The organism is Photobacterium sanctipauli, from assembly GCF_003026495.1.
Lineage (GTDB): Bacteria > Pseudomonadota > Gammaproteobacteria > Enterobacterales > Vibrionaceae > Photobacterium > Photobacterium sanctipauli.
Genome location: NZ_PYMA01000004.1, coordinates 140,532 through 161,175 on the forward strand (window position 1 = coordinate 140,532; position 20,644 = coordinate 161,175).

Annotated in this window: 23 protein-coding genes; 10 read left to right on the forward strand and 13 right to left on the reverse strand. The window is 42.6% G+C overall.

What is annotated here, in order from left to right; genetic code table 11:
• Positions 1-186: 186 nt before the first annotated feature.
• Positions 187-1,398 (reverse strand): MFS transporter, encoded by a 1,212-nt coding sequence (locus C9I98_RS09195; RefSeq protein ID WP_051902456.1) that lies wholly within the window; start codon positions 1,396-1,398, stop codon positions 187-189.
• A 297-nt stretch (positions 1,399-1,695) separates the two neighbouring features.
• On the opposite strand from C9I98_RS09195, the gene C9I98_RS09200 reads away from it, so the two are divergent.
• From C9I98_RS09200 to C9I98_RS09210, 3 genes are all read left to right on the forward strand, one after another.
• Positions 1,696-2,466, forward strand: a complete 771-nt coding sequence (locus C9I98_RS09200) for a protein-tyrosine phosphatase family protein (protein ID WP_051902151.1) — start codon at positions 1,696-1,698, stop codon at positions 2,464-2,466.
• Positions 2,466-3,026 carry a class IV adenylate cyclase gene (gene cyaB / locus C9I98_RS09205; RefSeq protein ID WP_036821635.1) on the forward strand — a complete coding sequence of 187 codons (561 nt, stop codon included), beginning with the start codon at positions 2,466-2,468 and terminating at the stop codon, positions 3,024-3,026. Before C9I98_RS09200 ends, cyaB begins: the two co-directional genes overlap by 1 nt.
• A 291-nt stretch (positions 3,027-3,317) precedes the next feature.
• Entirely contained in the window at positions 3,318-3,773 is a 456-nt protein-coding gene (locus tag C9I98_RS09210) for a hypothetical protein (RefSeq protein WP_036821632.1), read from the forward strand.
• A gap of 130 nt (positions 3,774-3,903) precedes the next feature.
• Here the strand turns inward: C9I98_RS09210 and C9I98_RS26515 are convergent, their stop codons facing one another.
• The 4 genes from C9I98_RS26515 to yciH all read right to left on the reverse strand — a co-directional run bounded on the left by C9I98_RS26515 (position 3,904) and on the right by yciH (position 6,045).
• Positions 3,904-4,074: a hypothetical protein gene (locus tag C9I98_RS26515; protein WP_158262675.1), complete on the reverse strand. Its 171-nt coding sequence runs from the start codon at positions 4,072-4,074 to the stop codon at positions 3,904-3,906.
• A gap of 356 nt (positions 4,075-4,430) precedes the next feature.
• Complete coding sequence (locus tag C9I98_RS09215; RefSeq protein ID WP_036821629.1) at positions 4,431-4,898, reverse strand: GNAT family N-acetyltransferase; 468 nt, start codon at positions 4,896-4,898, stop codon at positions 4,431-4,433.
• A gap of 89 nt (positions 4,899-4,987) precedes the next feature.
• Positions 4,988-5,602: an iron-containing redox enzyme family protein gene (locus C9I98_RS09220; protein ID WP_036821626.1), complete on the reverse strand. Its 615-nt coding sequence runs from the start codon at positions 5,600-5,602 to the stop codon at positions 4,988-4,990.
• A gap of 119 nt (positions 5,603-5,721) precedes the next feature.
• Positions 5,722-6,045 (reverse strand): stress response translation initiation inhibitor YciH, encoded by a 324-nt coding sequence (yciH, locus tag C9I98_RS09225; RefSeq protein WP_036821623.1) that lies wholly within the window; start codon positions 6,043-6,045, stop codon positions 5,722-5,724.
• A 118-nt stretch (positions 6,046-6,163) separates the two neighbouring features.
• On the opposite strand from yciH, the gene C9I98_RS09230 reads away from it, so the two are divergent.
• Both C9I98_RS09230 and C9I98_RS09235 read left to right on the forward strand, forming a co-directional pair.
• Positions 6,164-6,769, forward strand: coding sequence for an HAD family hydrolase (locus C9I98_RS09230; RefSeq protein ID WP_036821620.1), 606 nt, complete (start codon positions 6,164-6,166; stop codon positions 6,767-6,769).
• A 145-nt stretch (positions 6,770-6,914) separates the two neighbouring features.
• Positions 6,915-7,358, forward strand: coding sequence for an ATP-dependent zinc protease family protein (locus C9I98_RS09235; RefSeq protein WP_245907123.1), 444 nt, complete (start codon positions 6,915-6,917; stop codon positions 7,356-7,358).
• Between the two features lie 79 nt (positions 7,359-7,437).
• Here C9I98_RS09235 and C9I98_RS09240 read toward each other — a convergent pair whose 3' ends face one another.
• A complete protein-coding gene (locus C9I98_RS09240; protein ID WP_036829754.1) occupies positions 7,438-7,809 on the reverse strand; it encodes a DUF3319 domain-containing protein in 372 nt (123 codons plus the stop codon).
• Between the two features lie 214 nt (positions 7,810-8,023).
• On the opposite strand from C9I98_RS09240, the gene C9I98_RS09245 reads away from it, so the two are divergent.
• The gene (locus C9I98_RS09245) at positions 8,024-8,995 is read left to right on the forward strand and encodes a tyrosine-type recombinase/integrase (RefSeq protein WP_107271886.1); all 972 of its coding nucleotides are present in this window, start codon (positions 8,024-8,026) and stop codon (positions 8,993-8,995) included.
• A 101-nt stretch (positions 8,996-9,096) separates the two neighbouring features.
• Here C9I98_RS09245 and C9I98_RS09250 read toward each other — a convergent pair whose 3' ends face one another.
• The 4 genes from C9I98_RS09250 to C9I98_RS09265 all read right to left on the reverse strand — a co-directional run bounded on the left by C9I98_RS09250 (position 9,097) and on the right by C9I98_RS09265 (position 12,022).
• Entirely contained in the window at positions 9,097-9,735 is a 639-nt protein-coding gene (locus C9I98_RS09250) for a putative adenosine monophosphate-protein transferase Fic (RefSeq protein ID WP_036825080.1), read from the reverse strand.
• Positions 9,725-9,898: a YhfG family protein gene (locus C9I98_RS09255; protein WP_081878993.1), complete on the reverse strand. Its 174-nt coding sequence runs from the start codon at positions 9,896-9,898 to the stop codon at positions 9,725-9,727. The genes C9I98_RS09250 and C9I98_RS09255 overlap by 11 nt, the downstream gene beginning before the upstream one ends.
• 100 nt (positions 9,899-9,998) lie before the next feature.
• Positions 9,999-10,991, reverse strand: coding sequence for a D-alanine--D-alanine ligase (locus C9I98_RS09260; RefSeq protein WP_036825082.1), 993 nt, complete (start codon positions 10,989-10,991; stop codon positions 9,999-10,001).
• 482 nt (positions 10,992-11,473) lie between these two features.
• Entirely contained in the window at positions 11,474-12,022 is a 549-nt protein-coding gene (locus C9I98_RS09265; RefSeq protein WP_036822729.1) for an SPOR domain-containing protein, read from the reverse strand.
• A gap of 154 nt (positions 12,023-12,176) precedes the next feature.
• Between C9I98_RS09265 and C9I98_RS09270 the strand changes: the two genes are divergently transcribed.
• Together C9I98_RS09270 and C9I98_RS09275 are read left to right on the forward strand one after the other, a co-directional pair.
• On the forward strand, positions 12,177-12,686 hold the full coding sequence (locus C9I98_RS09270; RefSeq protein WP_036822732.1) for a DUF2301 domain-containing membrane protein: 510 nt from the start codon (positions 12,177-12,179) through the stop codon (positions 12,684-12,686).
• 185 nt (positions 12,687-12,871) lie between these two features.
• The gene (locus C9I98_RS09275) at positions 12,872-15,562 is read left to right on the forward strand and encodes a bifunctional acetate--CoA ligase family protein/GNAT family N-acetyltransferase (RefSeq protein WP_107271887.1); all 2,691 of its coding nucleotides are present in this window, start codon (positions 12,872-12,874) and stop codon (positions 15,560-15,562) included.
• 99 nt (positions 15,563-15,661) lie between these two features.
• Here C9I98_RS09275 and C9I98_RS09280 read toward each other — a convergent pair whose 3' ends face one another.
• Positions 15,662-16,279, reverse strand: coding sequence for an NUDIX hydrolase (locus C9I98_RS09280; protein WP_036826046.1), 618 nt, complete (start codon positions 16,277-16,279; stop codon positions 15,662-15,664).
• A gap of 56 nt (positions 16,280-16,335) precedes the next feature.
• Entirely contained in the window at positions 16,336-17,229 is an 894-nt protein-coding gene (locus C9I98_RS09285; protein ID WP_107271888.1) for a LysR family transcriptional regulator, read from the reverse strand.
• Between the two features lie 208 nt (positions 17,230-17,437).
• On the opposite strand from C9I98_RS09285, the gene C9I98_RS09290 reads away from it, so the two are divergent.
• Both C9I98_RS09290 and C9I98_RS09295 read left to right on the forward strand, forming a co-directional pair.
• On the forward strand, positions 17,438-18,271 hold the full coding sequence (locus C9I98_RS09290; protein WP_081878906.1) for a DUF4344 domain-containing metallopeptidase: 834 nt from the start codon (positions 17,438-17,440) through the stop codon (positions 18,269-18,271).
• Positions 18,272-18,532: 261 nt separating this feature from the next.
• Entirely contained in the window at positions 18,533-18,868 is a 336-nt protein-coding gene (locus C9I98_RS09295) for a hypothetical protein (RefSeq protein ID WP_036820447.1), read from the forward strand.
• Between the two features lie 216 nt (positions 18,869-19,084).
• Here C9I98_RS09295 and C9I98_RS09300 read toward each other — a convergent pair whose 3' ends face one another.
• Positions 19,085-20,365: an NRAMP family divalent metal transporter gene (locus tag C9I98_RS09300; RefSeq protein WP_036820449.1), complete on the reverse strand. Its 1,281-nt coding sequence runs from the start codon at positions 20,363-20,365 to the stop codon at positions 19,085-19,087.
• Between the last annotated feature and the right edge of the window lie 279 nt (positions 20,366-20,644).

Consider the following 20,644-nt stretch of genomic DNA (forward strand, 5'->3'; position numbering starts at 1 on the left):
TTATACATTATAATTATTTGTCATAACTTGGTTTGGTTGAATAAAAGTTTACAAGTCAGAGGATCTTGGTCATTTATGACTCAATTTATTTATAACGCATCATTTAGTGCTTTAACGGTAGTTTTAATATGGGATTAGTTCTCTTTCTAGTGCCTAATAATGAAGTCATAAGTAATGAGTTATAACTTATTCTTGAAACTTTAATGCCATTTCAGATTTTTTCTTTATGCTAGCGATCAGCCAAATAAATGACAGTAGTGATATGAAGCTAATTAATATCATTGAAATCAACACAGTAGAGTAGTTACCTTGTAACCAAATCAGCGTACCTAGATAGGGTGCAAATGCTGAGCACAACAAATATGGTAGTGCAAGAGTACCTGAAATCACACCAAAGTTGTTTTGGCCCATTACTTCTCTTGTCACCATGGGCTTCATAATACTGATAACGCCGTAGCTGCCCCCTTGAAACAAAACAAACCCAATTAGTAGCCAGAAATGATTACCAGCGATTAAAAAAAGAGTGAGTGCAACATTAATACCGATAAAACAGAATAGAGTGGTGGTCATTAGGTTTGTACGCTTATCTGTTAATGCTGACACAAGTCTTCCCAACACTTGCATCGGCCCAATTAAAGAGGCGATCAGTATAGCTGTAGCACTTGATACCTCTCGCTCACTTAATATCGGCAGTAAGTGGCTAATGACAACCCCATGAGTAATGCCGAGCAATGAAAAGCTTATAGCTAAGAGCCAAAATAGCTTCTTAGTTAAGAAGAGGTACTGACTATTACCCGTATCTTTATTCTCTCTTACACTTGGTAAGTGCATCTTGCTACTGTGTTGTTGTATGTAACGCGCGCTGAATAAAAGCATCGGGCATGCAATAACTAAAGTGCTCACGCCAGCTAGCTTGATTGCACTCTCTAAACCGAACTCATTCATAACATAATGTGTGATGGGGAAGCAGATGGTACTGGCAAAACCTGCAACCAACGTAATGATGGTTATTGATTTTTTCGCATCTTGAGACCGATAGCGAATTAGAAATGCAAAGCAAGGCTCATACAAACACCCAGCCATAGCAACCCCGATTCCTAGCCAAATTAAATAAAAGCCCCAAAGTGTCTCGACACTTCCTAGCATTAACATAAGTATGCCGCCACCCAAACCACATACTGTCAGCAGGTAAGGGCCCAGCCCGCGGTCAATAAACCTACCTGCAAGGGGTGAAAAGACGCCTGATACCCCAATTGCAAGTGTAAACGCCAAAGTGAGATCGCTACGTGACCATGAATGGTTTGCTTCCCATTCCAACAATGTAGCGGGAAAGATGTAATAAAGACTGGCCCATAATATGGTTTGAGCGGTTGCAAGCAAGATTGTGGCTAAGGTCATTTTCACTGTATTCGTCAATGGGGGTACAGCAATCATAATGGATTAGTATTTCAATTTTATTTTTCTAAAAATATAGAAATATTTAGCTGATGAGTCAATTCAACAGTCATATTAATTGGCGTTTTTCTTCGATCAGTTCATAAGAGATTGTGTGGCATTTTGAATTTATGCTTGATAATTTACTGTAATCATTATGATAGTAATCAATTTTGTGGAAGAGCTGTTTAGATGAGGATCCTCGGGAAGAAACGAAAGAGTGGACTACGTAGTTACAGTCAAAAAGACGTTTCATACTTAATGTCCATTCAAGGGAAAGCAAGGTCACTTCCTTTCAACCAGGAGCGTGATCGTTTTTCTTTGCCGCATTCACCGGATACACAAGTGACCCCGTCACTTAATGCGAACCGAATAAAGGTAGGCGATACATTTCTTGCGATTGCTTCACAGTATCCTTTTGAACATCAACTAGAAAATCACTTTAAAATGCTCGTAGAAAACCGCACTCCGGTATTGCTAGTGCTTGCAAGTCTCGATGATATAGAGCGTGATCGCTTGCCCGAGTATTATGCAAAGTCAGGTCAATACGGGCAGATTAAGACTCAAGTTAAGCTTATTAACAAAGAAGCCTTTGGTGATGGCATCATTGCCAAAATCTATCAGCTTAATGTGTCAGGTTATGATGCATCGGTAACAATCCCTGTTGTACACGTATTTAATTGGCCTGATCATCAGACAGTGGGTGCTTCTGTGACTACACGCATTGTCACATTGCTGCAATCTATTCACGCTGAGACCGAAGGTTTTTATCAAGTAAGAGGAAGTCGTGCAGTGCTTGATGAGAACAAGCTACTACCTGTCATCCATTGTCGAGCCGGTGTGGGGCGCACCGGACAAATCATCACTGCAATGGCAATGCAGCGTTATCCTCATTTAAGTTTGGAAAATATTATTCAGTCTATCCGGGCATCGCGTAATGATTATATGGTTCAGACTCCGGTTCAAATGGACACGCTTGTACGCTTATATAACCGACGCTTGCAATACACGAGTTCAGGAGGGGGTATCTGATGAGTACTGACCATTTCAATGGTAAATATGAGGTAGAGTTAAAGTATAGAATACAGTCAAAGACGAATTTTCTTAGTCTTTTAGCTCGTATGCCGCATGAGATCATGTTTGAAGACAATATGGAACAGGATTGGTTTTTCGATACACCAGATCAGCATCTCAAGTCACAAGGTAAGAGTCTTAGTATTCGAGAGCTGGAGCCTTCAGGTATAAAACTCTGGATTGTAAAAGGGCCAGAACCAGATCGTTGTGAAGCGACCAATATTACAGACTCATCATCAGCTAAAAGTATGCTCGAAACGATGGGTTATCAGGTCACCCTAACAGCAAAGAAAGTACGTAGTATCTATTTTATTGACGAGTACCATATTACTGTCGACTTCCTTGAAGGGATTGGTCGCTTTGCCGAGTTCGCAATTATGACTGATGATGAATCGAAGTTACTGGCTTGTCGCAAAGAGCTTGAATGCTTAGCTGAGAAATTTGGGCTAGGCGAGGGCGATCTTGAATTTCGCTCTTATCGGCAGATGAGAGAAGAAAAAACGGATTGCTTGCTCTGATACTTATGGCTTTGGCTTTCATAGATCCTGTTTCTGCCCATGAAAGCCAAAGTAAAAAAACTAAGCTATGCGTATTAATTCAGCGGTACCGAACCCACATGTTTATTCATGTAATTTTTGGTAGGGGTTGTTTATAGGGCTTTCAGTCACTGCAAATGGGTTTGTTTTTCATTAATTTTCAGCAGGTTGTAGGCTTACTCGAATAAATAGAATTAAACAATAATTGCTTTTTTAACTTCTGCATGGTTCATGTAGCGTAGGTTTCTTCGAGTTATGCTTACTGGAGAAATTATGAAAACTCTGATCGCCGTTTTAATTATCATATCTAGTGCTAATTGCTTTAGTGCCGAAGATATTTCTATGTTAAACACCTTGAAGGGAAAACCTGCGACGCTATACGATATTGGAAAATTGAAGTTAGAAGTAGCAGCTTTGGAGATTAGCCGGCAAAAATCTGGGGAGCGTGTCAAAGGGACAAAGTTTACTCTTGATAAGGTAAGCACTATTGAAAGTGAAAACACTCTTGGGGTTAAGCTTTCATATTCGGCTAGATCAAAATATATAACAGATAATAGCTGTAAACAGTTACAGTTAAACAATCAGTCTAAATTCAACCCTGAAGTGTTGGCTAAAGATTTATGGCCAATGCTTGATGAGAAAAGCTTAAAAGGTGTCTCTCGAAACTTAACTGTTGCGACAGAGTTAGTAGATGAAGATAACGATCAACTTACCATAGTTTGTTACTAGTAGTTACGGTGCTGTGTTACCGAAACAATCACCGAAACGACGAGGCCGGTAAACGCTCGGTGAGTGGCTAAAGTCAGCGTATTTTTGCTTGAGCAAATTCAAGCAACGGTAACGAATGCTGTCGTTAATCTTATTCGACGACGGTTTGTGCCTCGGCGTTGATGAGCAAGGCCAGCGGCACCGGTAAACATTGTACCTGGCGAACGCTGAGAGAAAGGACACGTGCAGGATCGGAACGACGAATCCGATGTTCGCACACATCACGGATAGCACTCAGGCGTAAAATCTCTTTATCATTCATGGTTACCAACATCTTCAGTTTATCTCACACAGACATGACAGAGTCTGATCAACATAGGAAAAACAGGACATTTTAACTTTGCAGAAAAGAGACATTTTAACTTTGGAGCATCACTACCAATGCGCATTATGTATATTATGTTAAATAGGGTGTATGGGTATCGGCACGTGTACTTACCTAGGTATCCACATAACACCACTCTTCTTTATGGTACATGCTTGGTAAAGTCAGTGCGCGAATCTACTGTACAATTTAACAGTATTAGCTATTTACCATAAAATAGGTAATTAACACTTTGTTTTAATCCCCGCTGCAAATGGTCAGTTTGCCTTGTGCTTAACACCTCATGCTAATTACTAGCGCACATCAAAGCTCCTTTTTACGAGCTTTAATGTTTGAAAAGCACAACGTTCGAACATGTCATTATCTGAAGTTAGATCTAGTGAGAATACATCACCCAATGTTTGTTTTGGTGTATCAAAAAATTGAATTTTTGGGAGCTTGTTTCTTGCCCCAAACTTTTTCACCAACCTAACTTCAGGCGACTTAACTCTGACACCAAACAATGCAGTGTTATGACCTAACGTCTTTGCATGCAAACATGCGCTGTAAAAAAGCAATCCTCCAATAGCCTTGCCTCTATATTGCGGAAGAACTACCGCACGGCTAATTTCAACTACTGAGTCTTGTCCTGTTTTCTTTAGAGTGTTGTTGGACCACTCATAGAATAAACCCGATTTTGCTTTAGTAACTCTAATCGACGCAATTAATTTTCCATTAAGCTCTAAGCTATGATGAAAAGCCTTGCTGTCAAAACTATCCATCCATAATTGTGGTCGACCTGAGTAACAAGCACTCCTGAGTATAGCTATATCCTTATTCCAATTTGCATGTGCTCGCCAAGTTATTGTCTTCACATGGTATTCACTTCGTTTTTGATATCGTTCAACATTGCGATGTATTGATTACCAGTCATCGTCAAGTTTTGTATGATGCTCTGTTGTTCATTAACACTATTTGCTAATCGTAATGCTTTATCGATCTGGTCAGGATCTGCTTCGATATGAACTTGTATGAAAGATGTCGACTTTTCTCCATGTATTTTAAGAATGTTTTCAACATATTCTTTTGACACATTAGCAGCAAGCCCTTCTAGGGCTATAGCCCAACCCAAATTCCCTACTCCATTGGTCGATTTTGCTATCGCGATTTGATTAAAATACAAGGCTCGAGTTGATGGTAGTTCGATATAAGTGTCTATATTGCCGCCCATAGATTTAAGGTCAGCTAGCGCAAGGTTTTCATGTCCTTGCTCCTCAGTGGAATGTGTTGACCATCGTCGCTTAATTGACTCATCAGATGCTGCTTGTGAAAACAAGTCCAATAAAGTTACTGAGTGAGATGTATAAAAGTAGGTTTGGGCAAGCCAGTGCTTATAACGTTTGGAGTCACAAAGGTCGAATTGCTCAATTGCTTCGACCATGCTTGACACAACTTGGTTGTAACTTGTTTCTGGTTCGCCAAGCATGTTCCACCTCTATACATTCGTATATGCTTTTATACGGAACAGTATAGTTCCTTAGTAAAAAGGAAAGCCTGGCTTTTTGGCCAGGCTTTGGGATTTTGCGTACTGATTAAGCGAGTAACTTAACCGCCGGCCAATTTTACGGTGTGACCTTTTTTCTCTAGCGCCGCTTTAATCACGTCACGCTTATCGCCTTGGATTTCGATGTTGCCATCTTTTACTGAACCGCCACAGCCGCACACTTTCTTAAGCTCTGCAGCTAGCAACTTCAATTGTGCATCTTCAAGATCCAGCCCGGAAACGATGCAAACACCTTTACCTTTACGGCCTTTGGTTTGTCGCTGAATGCGCACAATGCCATCACCTTTAGGACGCTCGGCTTTTGGCTTGTCTTCTTTGATGCGACCAGTTTCGGTTGAGAATACTAAGCGGCTGTTATCACTCATTTGAAAAATCTCGTTTATTTACTTTGATTTGTGAACCAGGTAATAACTTCAAAGATGATATTTGCGCATTACCTGAACACGAATATTATCAATATTAGGCCCTTGAATGGAAACAGTTATGATTAAAAACGTTATATTTGATCTCGGAGCCGTGCTGTTCGAGTGGAACCCTGAGCAGATAGTAGCCTCTTTTACCGATTCTGAGTCTGAACGACAGCTTTTGTTTGATCATGTACTCAGACATCCTGATTGGCTTTCGTTAGACCGAGGTACCATGTTGATGGCTGAAGCGATACCTAAATTTGCAGCCCGTACCGGTGTTAGTGAGTCTCGGATGGAAGATTTTTTTGAGCATATTCAAAGCACCCTAACGATCATTCCTGAAACCGAGTTGCTGATTGACCAGGTACAAAGTTGTGGTTATTCGGCGTATTTTCTTACTAACATGAGCAGTGCTTTCTTTGAAAAATTGAACGAAAAGCATAACTTATATGGTTGGTTTGACGGTGGCCTCGTATCAGGTAAAGAGCTTATGATTAAGCCTGAGCCCGATATCTTTTCAAATTTGGTGATGCGCTTCGCTATTGCACCTGAAGAATCTTTGTTTATTGATGACCAGTCAGTGAATGTTGAAGCTGCACATGCACTTGGGTTTCAGGTGCATCAGTTTGAAGAACCTTCAGAAAGCTGCACTAAGATTCGTAATTTGCTAAAAATTAACTAATCTATTCTAGATAGATCCTATGAATTCATATAACGTTCATCTATGTCTTGTCACACTATAGATAAATGACCAAATGCTAGGAGCTTTTGTGAAGAAATTTTTCATTCCCCTAATACTGTTTTCAATGATTAGCTCGAATGCTGTTATGGCAGAGTCTAAAAAATCGATTGTTGGTCAAGTAGAAACCATTAAGGTACACGAGTTAGATTTAGATTATCTAGCACGTATTGATACCGGTGCAGCCACCACATCAATTCACGCAACTGACATCAAAGTTGTTGGTGAAGATAGCAAAAGTGACGATATGCGCGATCACTTAGGCCATAAGGTGTCGTTTACGTCTGTTAATGAAAAAGGTGAAGAAGCCGAGTTCGAAGGTAAAATCGTTAAAGTCAGTAAAATCCGAAATGCACAAGGTGTTGAGCGCCGCTATGCTGTTAAAATGGATTTAGGCTGGAACGGTGAACATAAAGAAGTGGCGGTTAACCTTCGTGACCGTAGTAAATTAGAATACAAATTACTCATTGGTCGCAACTGGCTAGAAGGTAGTTATCTAGTTGATGTTGATAAATCTGATGATGATGATTAAACATTCAGTTTGACGTTGAACATAAACAAAAAACGGCTACATTAAGTAGCCGTTTTTCTATTAGTACCCTGCTCTATTTTCATCGTTGCTGCTGTGCTTGTTGGCGTTTGAGCAATACAAGATCAAGGTGTTTTTTAATGGCTGCAGGTGAACCTTTCAATAATTTACCAGCAAGCATGACATACCAGCCATTCGCTTCACCATTATCATTGATTAATTTGAAGCCTTTATAATCTTCTATTTTTTGAGCTGCCTGCTTGGTTTGATTGCCGACACCTTCGAACTTTTCTGGTGGCATGAAAGCTTTCATATCACACCACCAATCAATACTTTTCTTTACCAGAGTAAGCTTATTGGTAATAACTGAGCCATTGATAGTCGTTTTCCAACCGTCTGGCGCACCAGATGCATTCTCTATGTTATGACCTCTATGAAACAGTCGTTTCTTCATTTGAGCCCCATTGTTTGAGTTATATTTTTTTAAGCAATGGCTTTTTGACTTTACAAACTTCACTCACTGTGATGTTAATTGAAGCATTGATAAAGTATTTTGTCTTGTTATTAAGCATATTATTTATCTGGTATGTGAAACAAGCACAAATTTACGTTAATCGTATATCAAACTGTTATAATTACCTAATTATAGTGCATTAGAGATCGTTCAAATGACGAAAAAGATAGCACCCATCACCGATGTTCATGATCGCGAAGTCAGCATTGCGCAATTTCTCCTCCACCAAGAGTCCATTGAGCATCTAGAACGATTAACCCGACAGCAGTATGCGAAGAATACACTCGTCTCTTTTAAGAACGATTGGAACAATTTTCTCGCTTTTTGCATTGAGAATAAGGTCCCTTCACTTCCCGCAAAGGCAGATACTGTTCATCGCTATATAGAACAGATGTCTAAGACACGAAAGCTAGCCAGTCTAAAACGTTACATGGTAACTATCTCATTAATTCATCGCTGTCATGACTTAGCCGACCCTTGTGCGAAGTCTGAAATTCGACTCGAGATGAAAAAACAGCAACTAGAAAAACATGATGATTACCGAAATGCTGCAGGATTTCGTGATGAGCACTTACAGAAACTATTAATGAGTTTTGAGTTATCAACGAAGCCTAAAGATGTTCGTGATATGGCAATTTGGGCTGTGATGTTCGAAGCAATGCTAAAGCGAAGTGAACTTGCCTCTCTGATACTTGATGACTTAGTGATTCATGATACTGGCCTTATCGATATTAATGTGTCCTCAAACTGTATATCACTCAGTAAAGTTTCTTCTCAAGCACTTAACCGCTGGCTAGTAGTGGGTGGAATTAGTGATGGGTATTTGTTTCGACGTATCGATCGCCATAGCAATATTGGCGAGTTTCCACTAGACCACTCTTCTATCTATCGTGTGTTCCGCCGTGCCAGTGATGAGCTTGGATTATCTAAAGACGAGATTTTTTCAGGCCAGTCCCCTCGCGTTGGTGCAGCACAAGACTTATCTGAAGCAGGCTTGTCGATTAACGAGATTCAAGAGCAAGGACGTTGGAAAAGCCCTGCCATGCCAGCTCAATACGTAGGGAATACAGATAGGCACGATAAAGAGGTCGCGAAATACATCAAACCTAAACCCTGGCAAAGCTAATTTTAAAATATGATTGGTGATTAATCAGGGTCTAATGTACTTTGTTTTTGTATATCTACACAATAAAGTTATAGTGCATTAGAGAGGTAAAACATTGAGTATCAGTCTTTAGGTGCATCCACCCAGTGCTCGCCATACCCTTTACTCGTATCTATCGGCATTGTTATTCGAGTGAACAATGACTCCAAAGGCTCAAGCTGCCCGAAATAACCGGCTTGATTGGCTTCGACCCACTCTTTCAAGCTAATACCTTCCCAACACACCTCATAGCCGGCATTAATAGCCAATATTTCAAAGAAGATGCGTTGTACCCTACCATTCCCTTCTCTGAATGGGTGTATCACATTGATTTCACAATAGTAATGAGCAATACGGGCAATAAACTCATCGAGCGGCAAATGGCAAAGGTAAGATTCAGACTCTAATAATGCTAGTAACTTGTTGGTTTCACGCTCGATATTCTGCCAATGGCAAAAGCGTGTTTCACCTTTGGTGATATCAACCTGACGTATTTGCCCGGCCCATGCATATAAATCTTGAAAGAGAGTTTTATGAATTTGCTGCAGGTAGTTAAGCGTAAAATTGTCGAAATCAGGATCAAAATGCTCCGCTCGAACGCGCGTAAAGTCGCGCTCAGCGGCTTCAAGCTTATCTTCATCTCTGATTGAGAGCAGATTAATCAGCACATTTGAGTTCGGGTAACAATCCGGATCATGCTCTACATCGTACTTATCTCGCATACCTTAATTTCAATTCCGCTATTTGCTTTGACTCAGACTGCTCAGAGCTAAGCTGTTTATCAGTTTCAGGTTCAAGGTGAATCCCTTCTAACTGCAAACTCGCAGTATAATTTCTTGCCTGCATCGCTTTATAGCGTGATTTTTTTTGTTGTTCGGTCAACATCAGCCTTGTCCTAGTGTCGCCTAAATTGAGTATTACACTATTTAGATCAATTAGCCGTAGTCAATAATGAAAAAGCCGGACAAATTGCCCGGCTTCATTTTTATTTCACTGCAGCTTTAATCGCTTTCTCAAGGTACTGAGCAAAGTTGTGCCCATGATGTTGCAGCATCTGCGGAAACATAGAAATCGGTGTCATACCAGGGAAGGTATTGATTTCGTTTAGCAGAATCTCGTTATCTTCACTTAAGAAGAAGTCGATGCGAGAGAGATCTTTCAGCTTCATTTGAATGAAAGCTTTACGCGCATACGCTTGGATCTGACCAACCTGCTCTTCTGTAAGGTTGTCAGCTTCTACACTGGTTGTTGAATGGCTATCTGAACTGTACTTCTCTTCATAGGTGTAGAACTTGTCATCAGGGCAAGACACTTCACCAGGCTTAGTAATAATTAGCTCGTCACCATATTGATAAGCTGCAATTTCAAGCTCACGTGGCTTGATTGCTTTTTCAATCAGTACCTGCTCTGAGTATCCAAAGGCATCATTCACCGCTTTTGCTAGATCGGCAATATCTGCGACATGGTAACAGCCAACGGAAGAGCCTTGGCAAGCGGCTTTGATAAAGACCTTGCCCCACTTCTGCAGCGCTTCTTCAGCCTTTTTATGCGACTCCGCGTTATTTTCACTCAAGAACACATACGGTGTATTTGGAATATCTAGCGCATCAAACCAAAGTTTGGTGGTGATTTTGTTGAAGCAATTGGTGCTTGCTTCTGCGCCACAACCAAAGTAAGGCAGGTTAGCCATATCTAGGAATGATTGCAGATCACCGGTTTCACCAGGGAAACCATGCACACAAGGCACAACATAGTCGACGTTTAGCTTTTCATCTGCAATTTGTAGTGTGCGATCTAGGTTTAACTGGCACAGTTGGTTCTCTTCTGTATACCAACCGTCGGCCTTCATCTCAACGCGGGTATAGTTAATGCCATCAATCTGTTGGAGCTGCTGCTCGATATAATTTGCTGATACGAGAGACACTTCATGTTCGGCGCTGCCACCGCCACAAAGTAGTAATACGTGGATTGAACTCATTATCATCCCTTGTTTTCATAACTGGCACCCCGTGCCAGATGATATTTATTGCTAATTTGCCCCGAAAACTACCAAAGTCGTGACAAAGTTGAAATCTTAGCTAATAGTAATAAAAAATAGGTGACTATTGCACTATATATCTAGTCAATCAGTGATTTCTTTTGATCAAAAGTATGTTTAAAGACGTTACGACCATAATCACTTAGCCTTTCAGCGAAATAGAGATATTCATTTTATTGAATACTCATTCATTAGAGCATACTGGTCAGTTATTGCAACATTAGTATGTTATTAGGCTGAATTTTCTAAATTTATAGTTATATACCCAAGCGACTTCAAGATGTAGGTTCAGCGAGAGTTTATATGCTTATAGGCAAGGCACTGTTTTGAAGATAGAAGTAACTAGGGTTGCGAGAGCAAATCACAAAAAAAGCAGCCATTTGAATGGCTGCTTTTCGCTATAGAAGATTTAACTAGCTGGTTTAGTTTAACTTCGTTAGCTTTGGTGAGGTCGATACTTTGATCTGATCAATGCTTCGGATAAATGGCCCGAAGTCACGTACATCTTTAGGTAGCGCATTGAGCGCTTTACGTGCTTCGGCTTTAGTATCGAATTGTCCGTATAGCAAGGTATACCAAGGTACTCCTTTCACGTCTTTCTTGTTCATCCAAACCGGCTTATCAGAAGGCAGTTTGTTCATATAGGTCGTGAAACCTTTGTTGTGGCTAAGGGCCAGCACCTGAATGGTATAACCGAATTCTGAGACTTCTTCTTTATCAGCTTTAACGGCTGCAATTTGCTTATCTTCTTCTGCAGCTTTCTTTATCACCTTGGTTGCCGTTGTTTCTTCCTTAACCGGTGTTTCTGCAACTGCAATCTCTTCAGTTGCGGGTTGCATTGCTTCCTTAGAGCGAAGCTGTGTCTCTGTATACACTTCTTCTGTCGATGACGACACAATCTGGGTGGTCTGTGGTTCCGATGCGCATCCTGCGAGGGCCGTAGCAACGGCAATTACGGCTAGTTTTTTCATTATTACTCTGCCAGACAAAAATACTGACTCCATTTTGCCGTCGGATTTTAACCCATTCAACCCTAACGTTAAGATAGATCAATAACTATTGTCCTACGTCACACGAAATAGGCGTAAAATAGCTTTGTTTTTCGATATTTATTGGAGTTTGATGATGGCCGATCCGCACATTCAATGCGAATTAGACGCCTTAGATAAATTAACCGTGCTCTTATACCGCTCAGCACTTACCGTTTCCGCTGGTGTTATGTCCATCGTAGCTTGGGAACCGGAGTTGGCTGGTCTTGCATTGATTATTGCCGCATTAATAGCAACAACCACGGTTCACATCTATGACAAGCGCTTCCGCTGGCTTATTCTTGGTAGCGCCTTGTTCGCGACGGTTTGGCATATGGTTGGTCTATGGCATCCACTTGCCGTTGGAGCTGCATTATTCAGTTTCAGTGCACTGGCGATTAAAGAGTACTTTTGCTTTCAGTTAAAAATTTTATTATTAACGCCAATTTGCTTGGCTGTTTTTTGGTTTGCCTACGTCTTCGGGGCTACTCAAATCAGCATTGCCTTTAGTATGGCTAGCGCTATTCTTCTTGCGCTCGCCGCCGGTGCTAAATGGAAAATGCCAATGCATTACGATATTGGTGATAAGTCGCGCTACCAAATCTAACCTCGTAGGTGCTGTGGCCATTCGCTGCAGCACCTAATGCCAATCTCGAACCAATTCATTGCGTTACGCGCTTCATTTCCCCTGTTTTTGAAGCGCCTAGATCACAGCCCGACGACTTTAGTCAGAAACTCCTGCCGTCCTTCGTTAAAATCAATATAAATAAGTGATATAGCGAGTGTCGAACTATGGAAGGAATAGACAAGCTTCTTAAACCAACTTCTATTACTGTCATTGGTGCATCTGACAACCCGAGTCGAGCGGGTAATGTGGTCATCCGCAACCTACTCTCAGGGTCTTTTCACGGCCCAATTATGCCCGTGACACCTAAATACGATGCCGTAGCGGGTGTGCTTGCTTATCCGACAATTGAAAGTCTACCTCGCATACCTGATCTTGCAATTGTATGCACCAATGCCCACCGTAACGTTGAGATTATCCGCCAACTGGGTGAAAAAGGCGTAAAAGCAGCCATAGTGCTAGCCGCAGGCATGAATGTCATAAGCTCGGACGGTGAAACCGAAGAAGCTAAAATGTTTGAGGTCGCTAAAAGCTACAACATGCGCCTTGTTGGGCCAAATAGCATGGGGCTCATTTTACCCTGGTTAAACCTAAACGCTTCTTTCTCTCCCATCGCCGCAAACAAGGGCAATATTGCGTTTATCTCTCAATCTGCTGCAGTTTGCACCACTATCCTCGACTGGGCAAAGAACAAAAGCATTGGCTTCTCGACCTTTCTATCACTCGGTGATGCCTGCGATATTAATTTTGCAGAGCTATTAGATACCCTTTGCCGAGACAGTAAAACCGAGGCCATTTTGCTGTACATCGATTCAGTCAAAGATGCGCGTCGCTTCATGTCTGCAGCACGAGCTGCTGCGCGCAACAGAAGAATTTTGGTACTGAAAAGTGGACGAACGCCACTCGGCAGTACTGCCGCGCATTTACATACTGGTGGCCAGCCTGGGCTTGATGCTGTTTACGATGCCGCGATCCGCCGCTCTGGTATGCTGCGAGTCCATAATACGCACGAGCTATTTGCCGCAGTTGAAACCCTGGCCCACTCAGTACCGCTAAGGGGTGAACGCCTCGCCATCATCACAAATGGTGGTGGTCCTGCAATCATGGCGGTAGATGCCCTGTCAGATCGTGGTGGCAGGCTTGCGCAATTAAGCGCTGAAACCACCAGCAAGCTATCAAAGATACTGCCGTCATGTTGGTCCAATTCCAATCCGATCGATATCATTGGCGATGCAGATATTAGCCGGTACGAGGAATCCATCAAGATCCTGCTCGATAGCGATGATTTTGATGCCCTTTTGATTATGCATTCACCTTCAGCTATCGCGCCTGGGCAAGACACCGCTCAAAGGCTGGTGAAAGTATTAAATGAACATCCTCGCACCCGTAAGTTTAATATTTTAACCAACTGGGCTGGTGAAGATCAGGCTGTAGTTTCTCGTAAGATCTTCACAGAAGCAGGTTTCCCTGCATACCGTACGCCTGAAAGTGCCGTATCGGCATTCATGCACTTGGTCGAGTACCGTCGCAACCAGAAACAGTTGATGGAAACTCCTGTGTCTTACGGCGAAATCCAGGCTAACCCGAACCATGTACACGATGTACTCAACCACCTATTAGCCCAAGGCATTAGCTATTTAGAAACTCACGAAGTACGCCCAGTACTTGAAAGCTATGGCTTTAAAACATTGCCCACTTGGATCGCAACTGATCCTGCTGAAGCCGCACATATCGCAGAACAAATTGGTTATCCTGTCGCGGTAAAACTACGCTCACCCGATATCTTGCACAAATCTGAAGTGCACGGTGTGATGCTGCACTTAAGAACAGCAACCGAAGTCGCAAATGGTGCCCAAGCTATTTTGGATCGCGTCTCGTTAGATTACCCAGATGCCCGCATTGATGGATTACTGGTTCAACGCATGGCCAAACGTTCTGGTGCACAAGAATTACGCGTCTCTGTTTATAACGATGACGTTTTTGGGCCAGTCATTCTAATGGGAGAAGATGCCGGCGAATGGAATATCCACAAAGATGCTGCTGTCGCTATCCCGCCATTGAATATGGCTCTTGCCCGTTACATGGTTATCAATGCGATAAAAACAGGCAAGATCAAACAGCGGAACCTACCTGAACGCCTTGATATTCCGGCGTTATGCAAGTTGCTAGTGAAGATATCCCAATTGATCATCGACTGCCCTGAAATCAAAACATTTGATATTCATCCCCTACTTGCTGCTGGCGATGAAATGACGGTCATCGATGCATCGATGACCATTCGCACGTTTGACGGTGACAAACAGGCTCGCTTGGCAATTCGTCCCTATCCGAAAGAGTATGAAGAAGAAGTTGCGCTAAAAGATGGCTCGCGCATTATGCTAAGGCCTATCCTGCCTGAGGATGAACCTAAACATGCCGACTTTATTTCACAAGTATCAGTCGACGATTTGTACAAGCGTTTCTTCTCTGATGTGGGTGAGTTTAATCATGAGGCGTTGGCAAACTTCACTCAAATCGATTTTGACCGAGAAATGGCCTTTGTCGCGACTCGCGAGATCGTCAAAGAAAACGGTGACAAAGAAGAAACTATTATTGGTGTTAGCCGCGCGCTATCCGATCCCGATAACATTGAAGCCGAGTTTGCAATATTGGTGCGTTCAGATCTTAAAGGCATTGGCCTGGGTAGTATCCTGATGAACAAAATCATCCGTTACTGCCGCGAGAAAGGATTAAAACGCATCACAGGTATGACAATGCCAGCAAACCGCGGGATGGTCATGCTTGCGCAAAAAGTCGGCTTTGAAATTGATGTTCAAATGGAAGATGGTGTTGTTGAAATGCTGTTACCGCTTGATTAAGAGGAACATTTAAAGTGCTGCCACATGCATACTAGCATCTGGCAGCAACTGATTTCTCTAAAGCATTTTCTTGCACAATAAGCTAGGCGGAGTTTTGCCTCAATCAACGTACGGTAGACGACTTGGGTCTTTGTGGTAATCGAACATCATTGCGATATCGTCTTTAGAAACCCGGCCCGTAGATAGCTCGGGAAGCTCATTGGGTTCAAAAAAATCAATTTCTGATATTTCGAGGTTCTCTTTGGGCTCACCGGCAACATAAGTGCAAAGGAAAAACAGCTTATAAATGTGGAACGGATATTCAGGCTTATAGTCATGAACTGCACGATCTTTTACGGCCACCAGCCTAGGTGATGCAACAACCAAGCCTGACTCTTCAAAGACTTCTCGAATGATACCTTGCGTCGGGGTTTCGCACACATCTCCCCAACCACCAGGTAATGTCCAACGGTTATCTTCTCGCTCTCTCACCAAAAGGATCTTGCCATCTTTAATTACGCCAGCACGCAAATCTATTTTAGGCGTTGGATAGCCAGATTCGGGCAAAAATAGCGCTTTTACCGCCTCAACAGGCTGATCGCTCAGATATGAGAACATGTGCTGCGAAATTTCGTCGATCTGTTCGAATCGTTCACGATCATAAGGATCTTTACTGTATGTATGCCCTGCTTGTGCTATCGCTCGCAGCTTCTTAGCCCAGTCTAACCATGGTTGCATTTTCTATTATTCCTAACTTTCCTGCTGTTCTTCTTCTGTTATGGCGCTGATACCGCTTAACTATTCTGCTTTTTCCATAACGACTCAAGGTGTTGAATACACCAACTCTTCGCCTTGCCCATTCGAGTCCGATTCCAGGCAACCACCATTTCCAGCTCATAAACAGGGTCATCACCTATCACAGCCAGCTCACCATCAGCAATCGCTTTATTAGCAAAGCTTGACGGCAATGTGGCAATGCCTAACCCTTCCCTTAATGCCGCCGCTTTTCCGTTCATTGAGCTCACCGTAAGTAGTGGCTGATCATCAAGGATATTATGAGTGAGTGGCGGTAGGTTTCTTGCAGTATCTGCCACCGCTATACCACGGTATAGCTTTCTAACCGAGGGATCGAGCGGATTGTCATGCTGGTGGATAGGATGATCAGGATGCGCAACCCAAACCGTATCTAATTTACCCAACGTCTTTATTTTTACCTCTGGCGGGGCAACAGCTGGCGCAGGCGCAATCAAAATATCAGCGCGGTCTTGGGCTAAGGCCTCCCAACAGCCCGCCAAAATCTCTTCCTGAAAACGTAAACGGGTTTTACTTTGCTCCCCCAAACCTTCAACAAGGGGTAACAAATGTTCCAATTTAAACAGGCCATCATAAGCAATGGTTAAATCCAGCTCCCAGCCGTGTGCCAATGCACTGGCATCGGAAATCATCTCATCGGCGGCAGTAAGCAGTAATCGGCCTCTTTCCAATAGCAGCTGACCAGCCTTTGTGAAAACCGCTTTATGGCCAGAACGATCAAATATCACCAAATCTAAATCTTGTTCAAGCTTTTGTACTTGATAACTAAGTGATGATGGCGCACGACCTAATTCTTCAGATGCCGCCGCAAAACTCCCTCTGCGCTCAATGGCATCAAGTACCAACAAAGCTTCAAATGATAGTAATTTATTCACGCCTTCCCCTACTACAATGGCATTCAAATCCGTTTGATTATCACAACTTAGTGATCAACGTTAATAATAACCACCTTACCCCAGCTAATTCAGTGCTGCCAACAGTTTTAAATTATTCGTTTTGAATTAATTGAATGGGTGTACCAACATATAGCTAAGCAGCTTTACAAGCTAGGTCATTGGCATAGAGGTTTAGGCGAGGAATTAAATGAGAGTAAAAAAGCGTGTAACTTTTGTCTTTTTATCGCTACCCCATATTATCTTCTTCATCATCTTTAGTGGGCATGTGTTCGCTAATACTACTGATAAAGCGAGTAATACGGCAGAGGGCCAAGCCAGTATCTTGATTACTTACATCCCAAGCATTGATGAAGAAGATAAGCTTGCCGCTAGCCATATCAAGCAATCACAATCTGTCGAGACTGTTCTTGAACTGAGCCAACACATTATTCCTTTTGATCCTCCGGTCAAAATCGTTTTTGGCGCCAAAGATGGCCCTTTGTATGATCCGGAACTCCACCAAATCGATATTCCCTACGCCTTTTGGCGCCATGCCACCGAGCGCTTTACATCATCAATTTCTGAAAAATCGTACTCAAAAAAAGATCACGATATCGTTCAAGTTAGTTCGTCCGATGCGCTACTGCATACCCTGTTACACGAGCTAGGCCATGCCTATGTCGCAGCCAACGATATTCCTATCCTTGGCAAAGAAGAAGATGCCGTGGACAACTTTGCCACCGTTATTTTACTCAACCATGTAACCAACGGGGACGCCATCGCAATGAGTGCTGCGGAACTGTTTGCACTGGAAGATGAGCAAGTTGATCACTTTGATAATCTCGATTTCATCGGAGAGCACAGTTTAGATATCCAACGCTACTACTATACCTTATGCCTCATTTACGGCAGCAACCCGGAAAGTTATCCACGCTTATTGGATGATATTGATAAGCCATTTAAAACAGAGCAAGAAGAGATATGTGTGGAAGAGTTCCATCGTGTGTCAGAAAATTGGGCGGCTTACCTCACTGATTCTTAACATAACCGTTATCGAAGCTATAGAAAAACCTGTAGCACATTCATTATTCAGCATTTTTATTCAGCACTTGCAGTATATCCCCCGAGAATTTTCTAACCTCAGTGATAGCTTAGTCATAAAAATGAATGAAACAATACAGTAACAGCACTTCAACACATGCCAATTTGATCTAGGTTAATAATCAACATGTTGGACTCAAATACAGTGTTTGTGTACGACAAAGAAAGATCAGGTTAATCATTCGTAATAAGGATCTACGGCATGGAACAGCCTTCAAAATCGCTTTCTCAATCAGTTTCATACTTAAAACACTGTACTTCCCAGCTAGTGGCGAATCGAGTCTCGATGCCAAGCAACATCATGAATAAACGAGTCAATGAAATTGCCTCGATTGAATACCTCGAACTAGAGCATGCCGAAGAGCAAATCGTCACCATGCAAAAAGCGTTATTCCGTGCCCTTCACGCCCTTGATGCGAATAACAACAGCGAAGTTAAAGAATCATTGGTACAAGCCATTCACCTTCTAAACAGCGAGCTTCGTATTCCAACAGCAGACGATTCCACCAATAAATCAAATGAGCCATCATTGGCATAAATGACAACATCTAAAGTCGCCCTCGGGTTAAGGGCCGTATTTAGAGAAACCGAATTCTAATAATCACAAGATGTAACCCAACATGGAATCTCCCGGATACAAACTGTCCTGTCTGTGTCCGGATTTTTTTATGCCGCTTTCTTATCTATTGCTGTTTTCAACCAAAAACGAAAAAGGCCAGCATCAGCTGGCCTTTCATCGTTCATGTCGCCTGGATTACATAATCCACTTCCACCAAATAAACACGGCTAGGAAACCAAACAAATAAGTCAAACCAACCCAAGACAGTACCGTCATACCACGGCTCCACTGAAGCACTTTTGGCAGTTCTGTTTTAGCAACCAGTTGGTAATTTAGCAGTGCAAAGACAGGCGTTGTCATGAAGGCCAGAATCATTGCAAAGTTAAGTAGCGGCATTAGCGCAGAGCTGAAGAACAGGATAATCGCCATCGCCGACAGGCCGGTTACCAACATCCAAAAGTGATGGTGTTTGCGCTGACCCAGTTCTTTTTTCTGCAATAGCGCTTGTGCTTCAGCCATTGCACGAGAGTAACCATCGATAACAGTGATCGTACTGCCAAAGATACAGAAGAAGGCAACAACGGCAATCAAGTAGCGCGACCATTCACCAATGGTCGAGGCATACATGCTAACCAACTGGTGTGAGAAACCAATACCTGATGATTTCAGCTCAGTTCCTGTGCCATGAAGGACCAGTGCACCTAGCGCCAAGAAGATCACGGCTAGAATAGCGGTACCGATGTAACCCACATTAAAATCAAACAATGCTGATTGCGGAGTCACATTCTGTTGTTTGCGCTGGCTCTTCAACCATAGTGATGTCAAACAAGAGATTTCTATCGGTGCTGGCATCCAGCCCATCATTACAACAATAAAGCCGATAGAGGCAATAGACCATGCAGAAGGTGCTTCAAAGCCGGGAGCTGGTGTTGCCCCACCGCTTGCCGCTGCAATCACAACCGCACTCACTGTCGCAACAACAAGCACAGCCATGATAGTTTTCGACAATCCATCAAGCGCTTTATAGTGGCCGGCGAACAAAATAGCCAAACATGCCGTTACCACGACGCCAGACAACACCGGAAGTGACAATGTCACAGGCAGGAAGTACCCCAACAGGCTAGCACTAAATAGTAAAAGCGCTGCGGTATTCACAATGCCCGAGATCAGGCTCAGGCCAGTGAATACCCAAAGATAGCCACGACCCATTGCGTCGTAACCCTGAACCAAGCTGTTCCCTGTTCCCATTGTGTATTGGACACCAGCACGGAAAAATGGGTATTTCAGCAAGTTGACCACTAAAATAAATAGCGCCAATTGCCAGCCATAAATTGCCCCAGCCTTTGTTGATGCAACAAGGTGTGAGCCACCTACCGCAGCGGTGGCCATCATAATACCCGGGCCAAGGGATTTAACTAGTTGAGCTAAGCGAAGTCCATTGCCTGATTCGGATTGTATCGAACTACTATCTGACATAATCTCGTCCTGTGATTGTTATCATTTTAAGTTTTTGTTAACCCCTTTCTCTCAGTTTTAACACTATTAATCAACCATGCTTTTTATGGCGATCAGCCCTATTAACTATTCACCACAAGATAAGCAGTGAATAGTTTTGTTTTACAACCTGCTAACAATGGGGTTATTAGGCAAAGAGGGTAAAAAAAACAATAAAAAAATATAGATTATTCAGTGAGTTTTCTGAAAGTCGATATTTTATCCTGCATATGCACCCATATGATGCGCCAGACGATTATC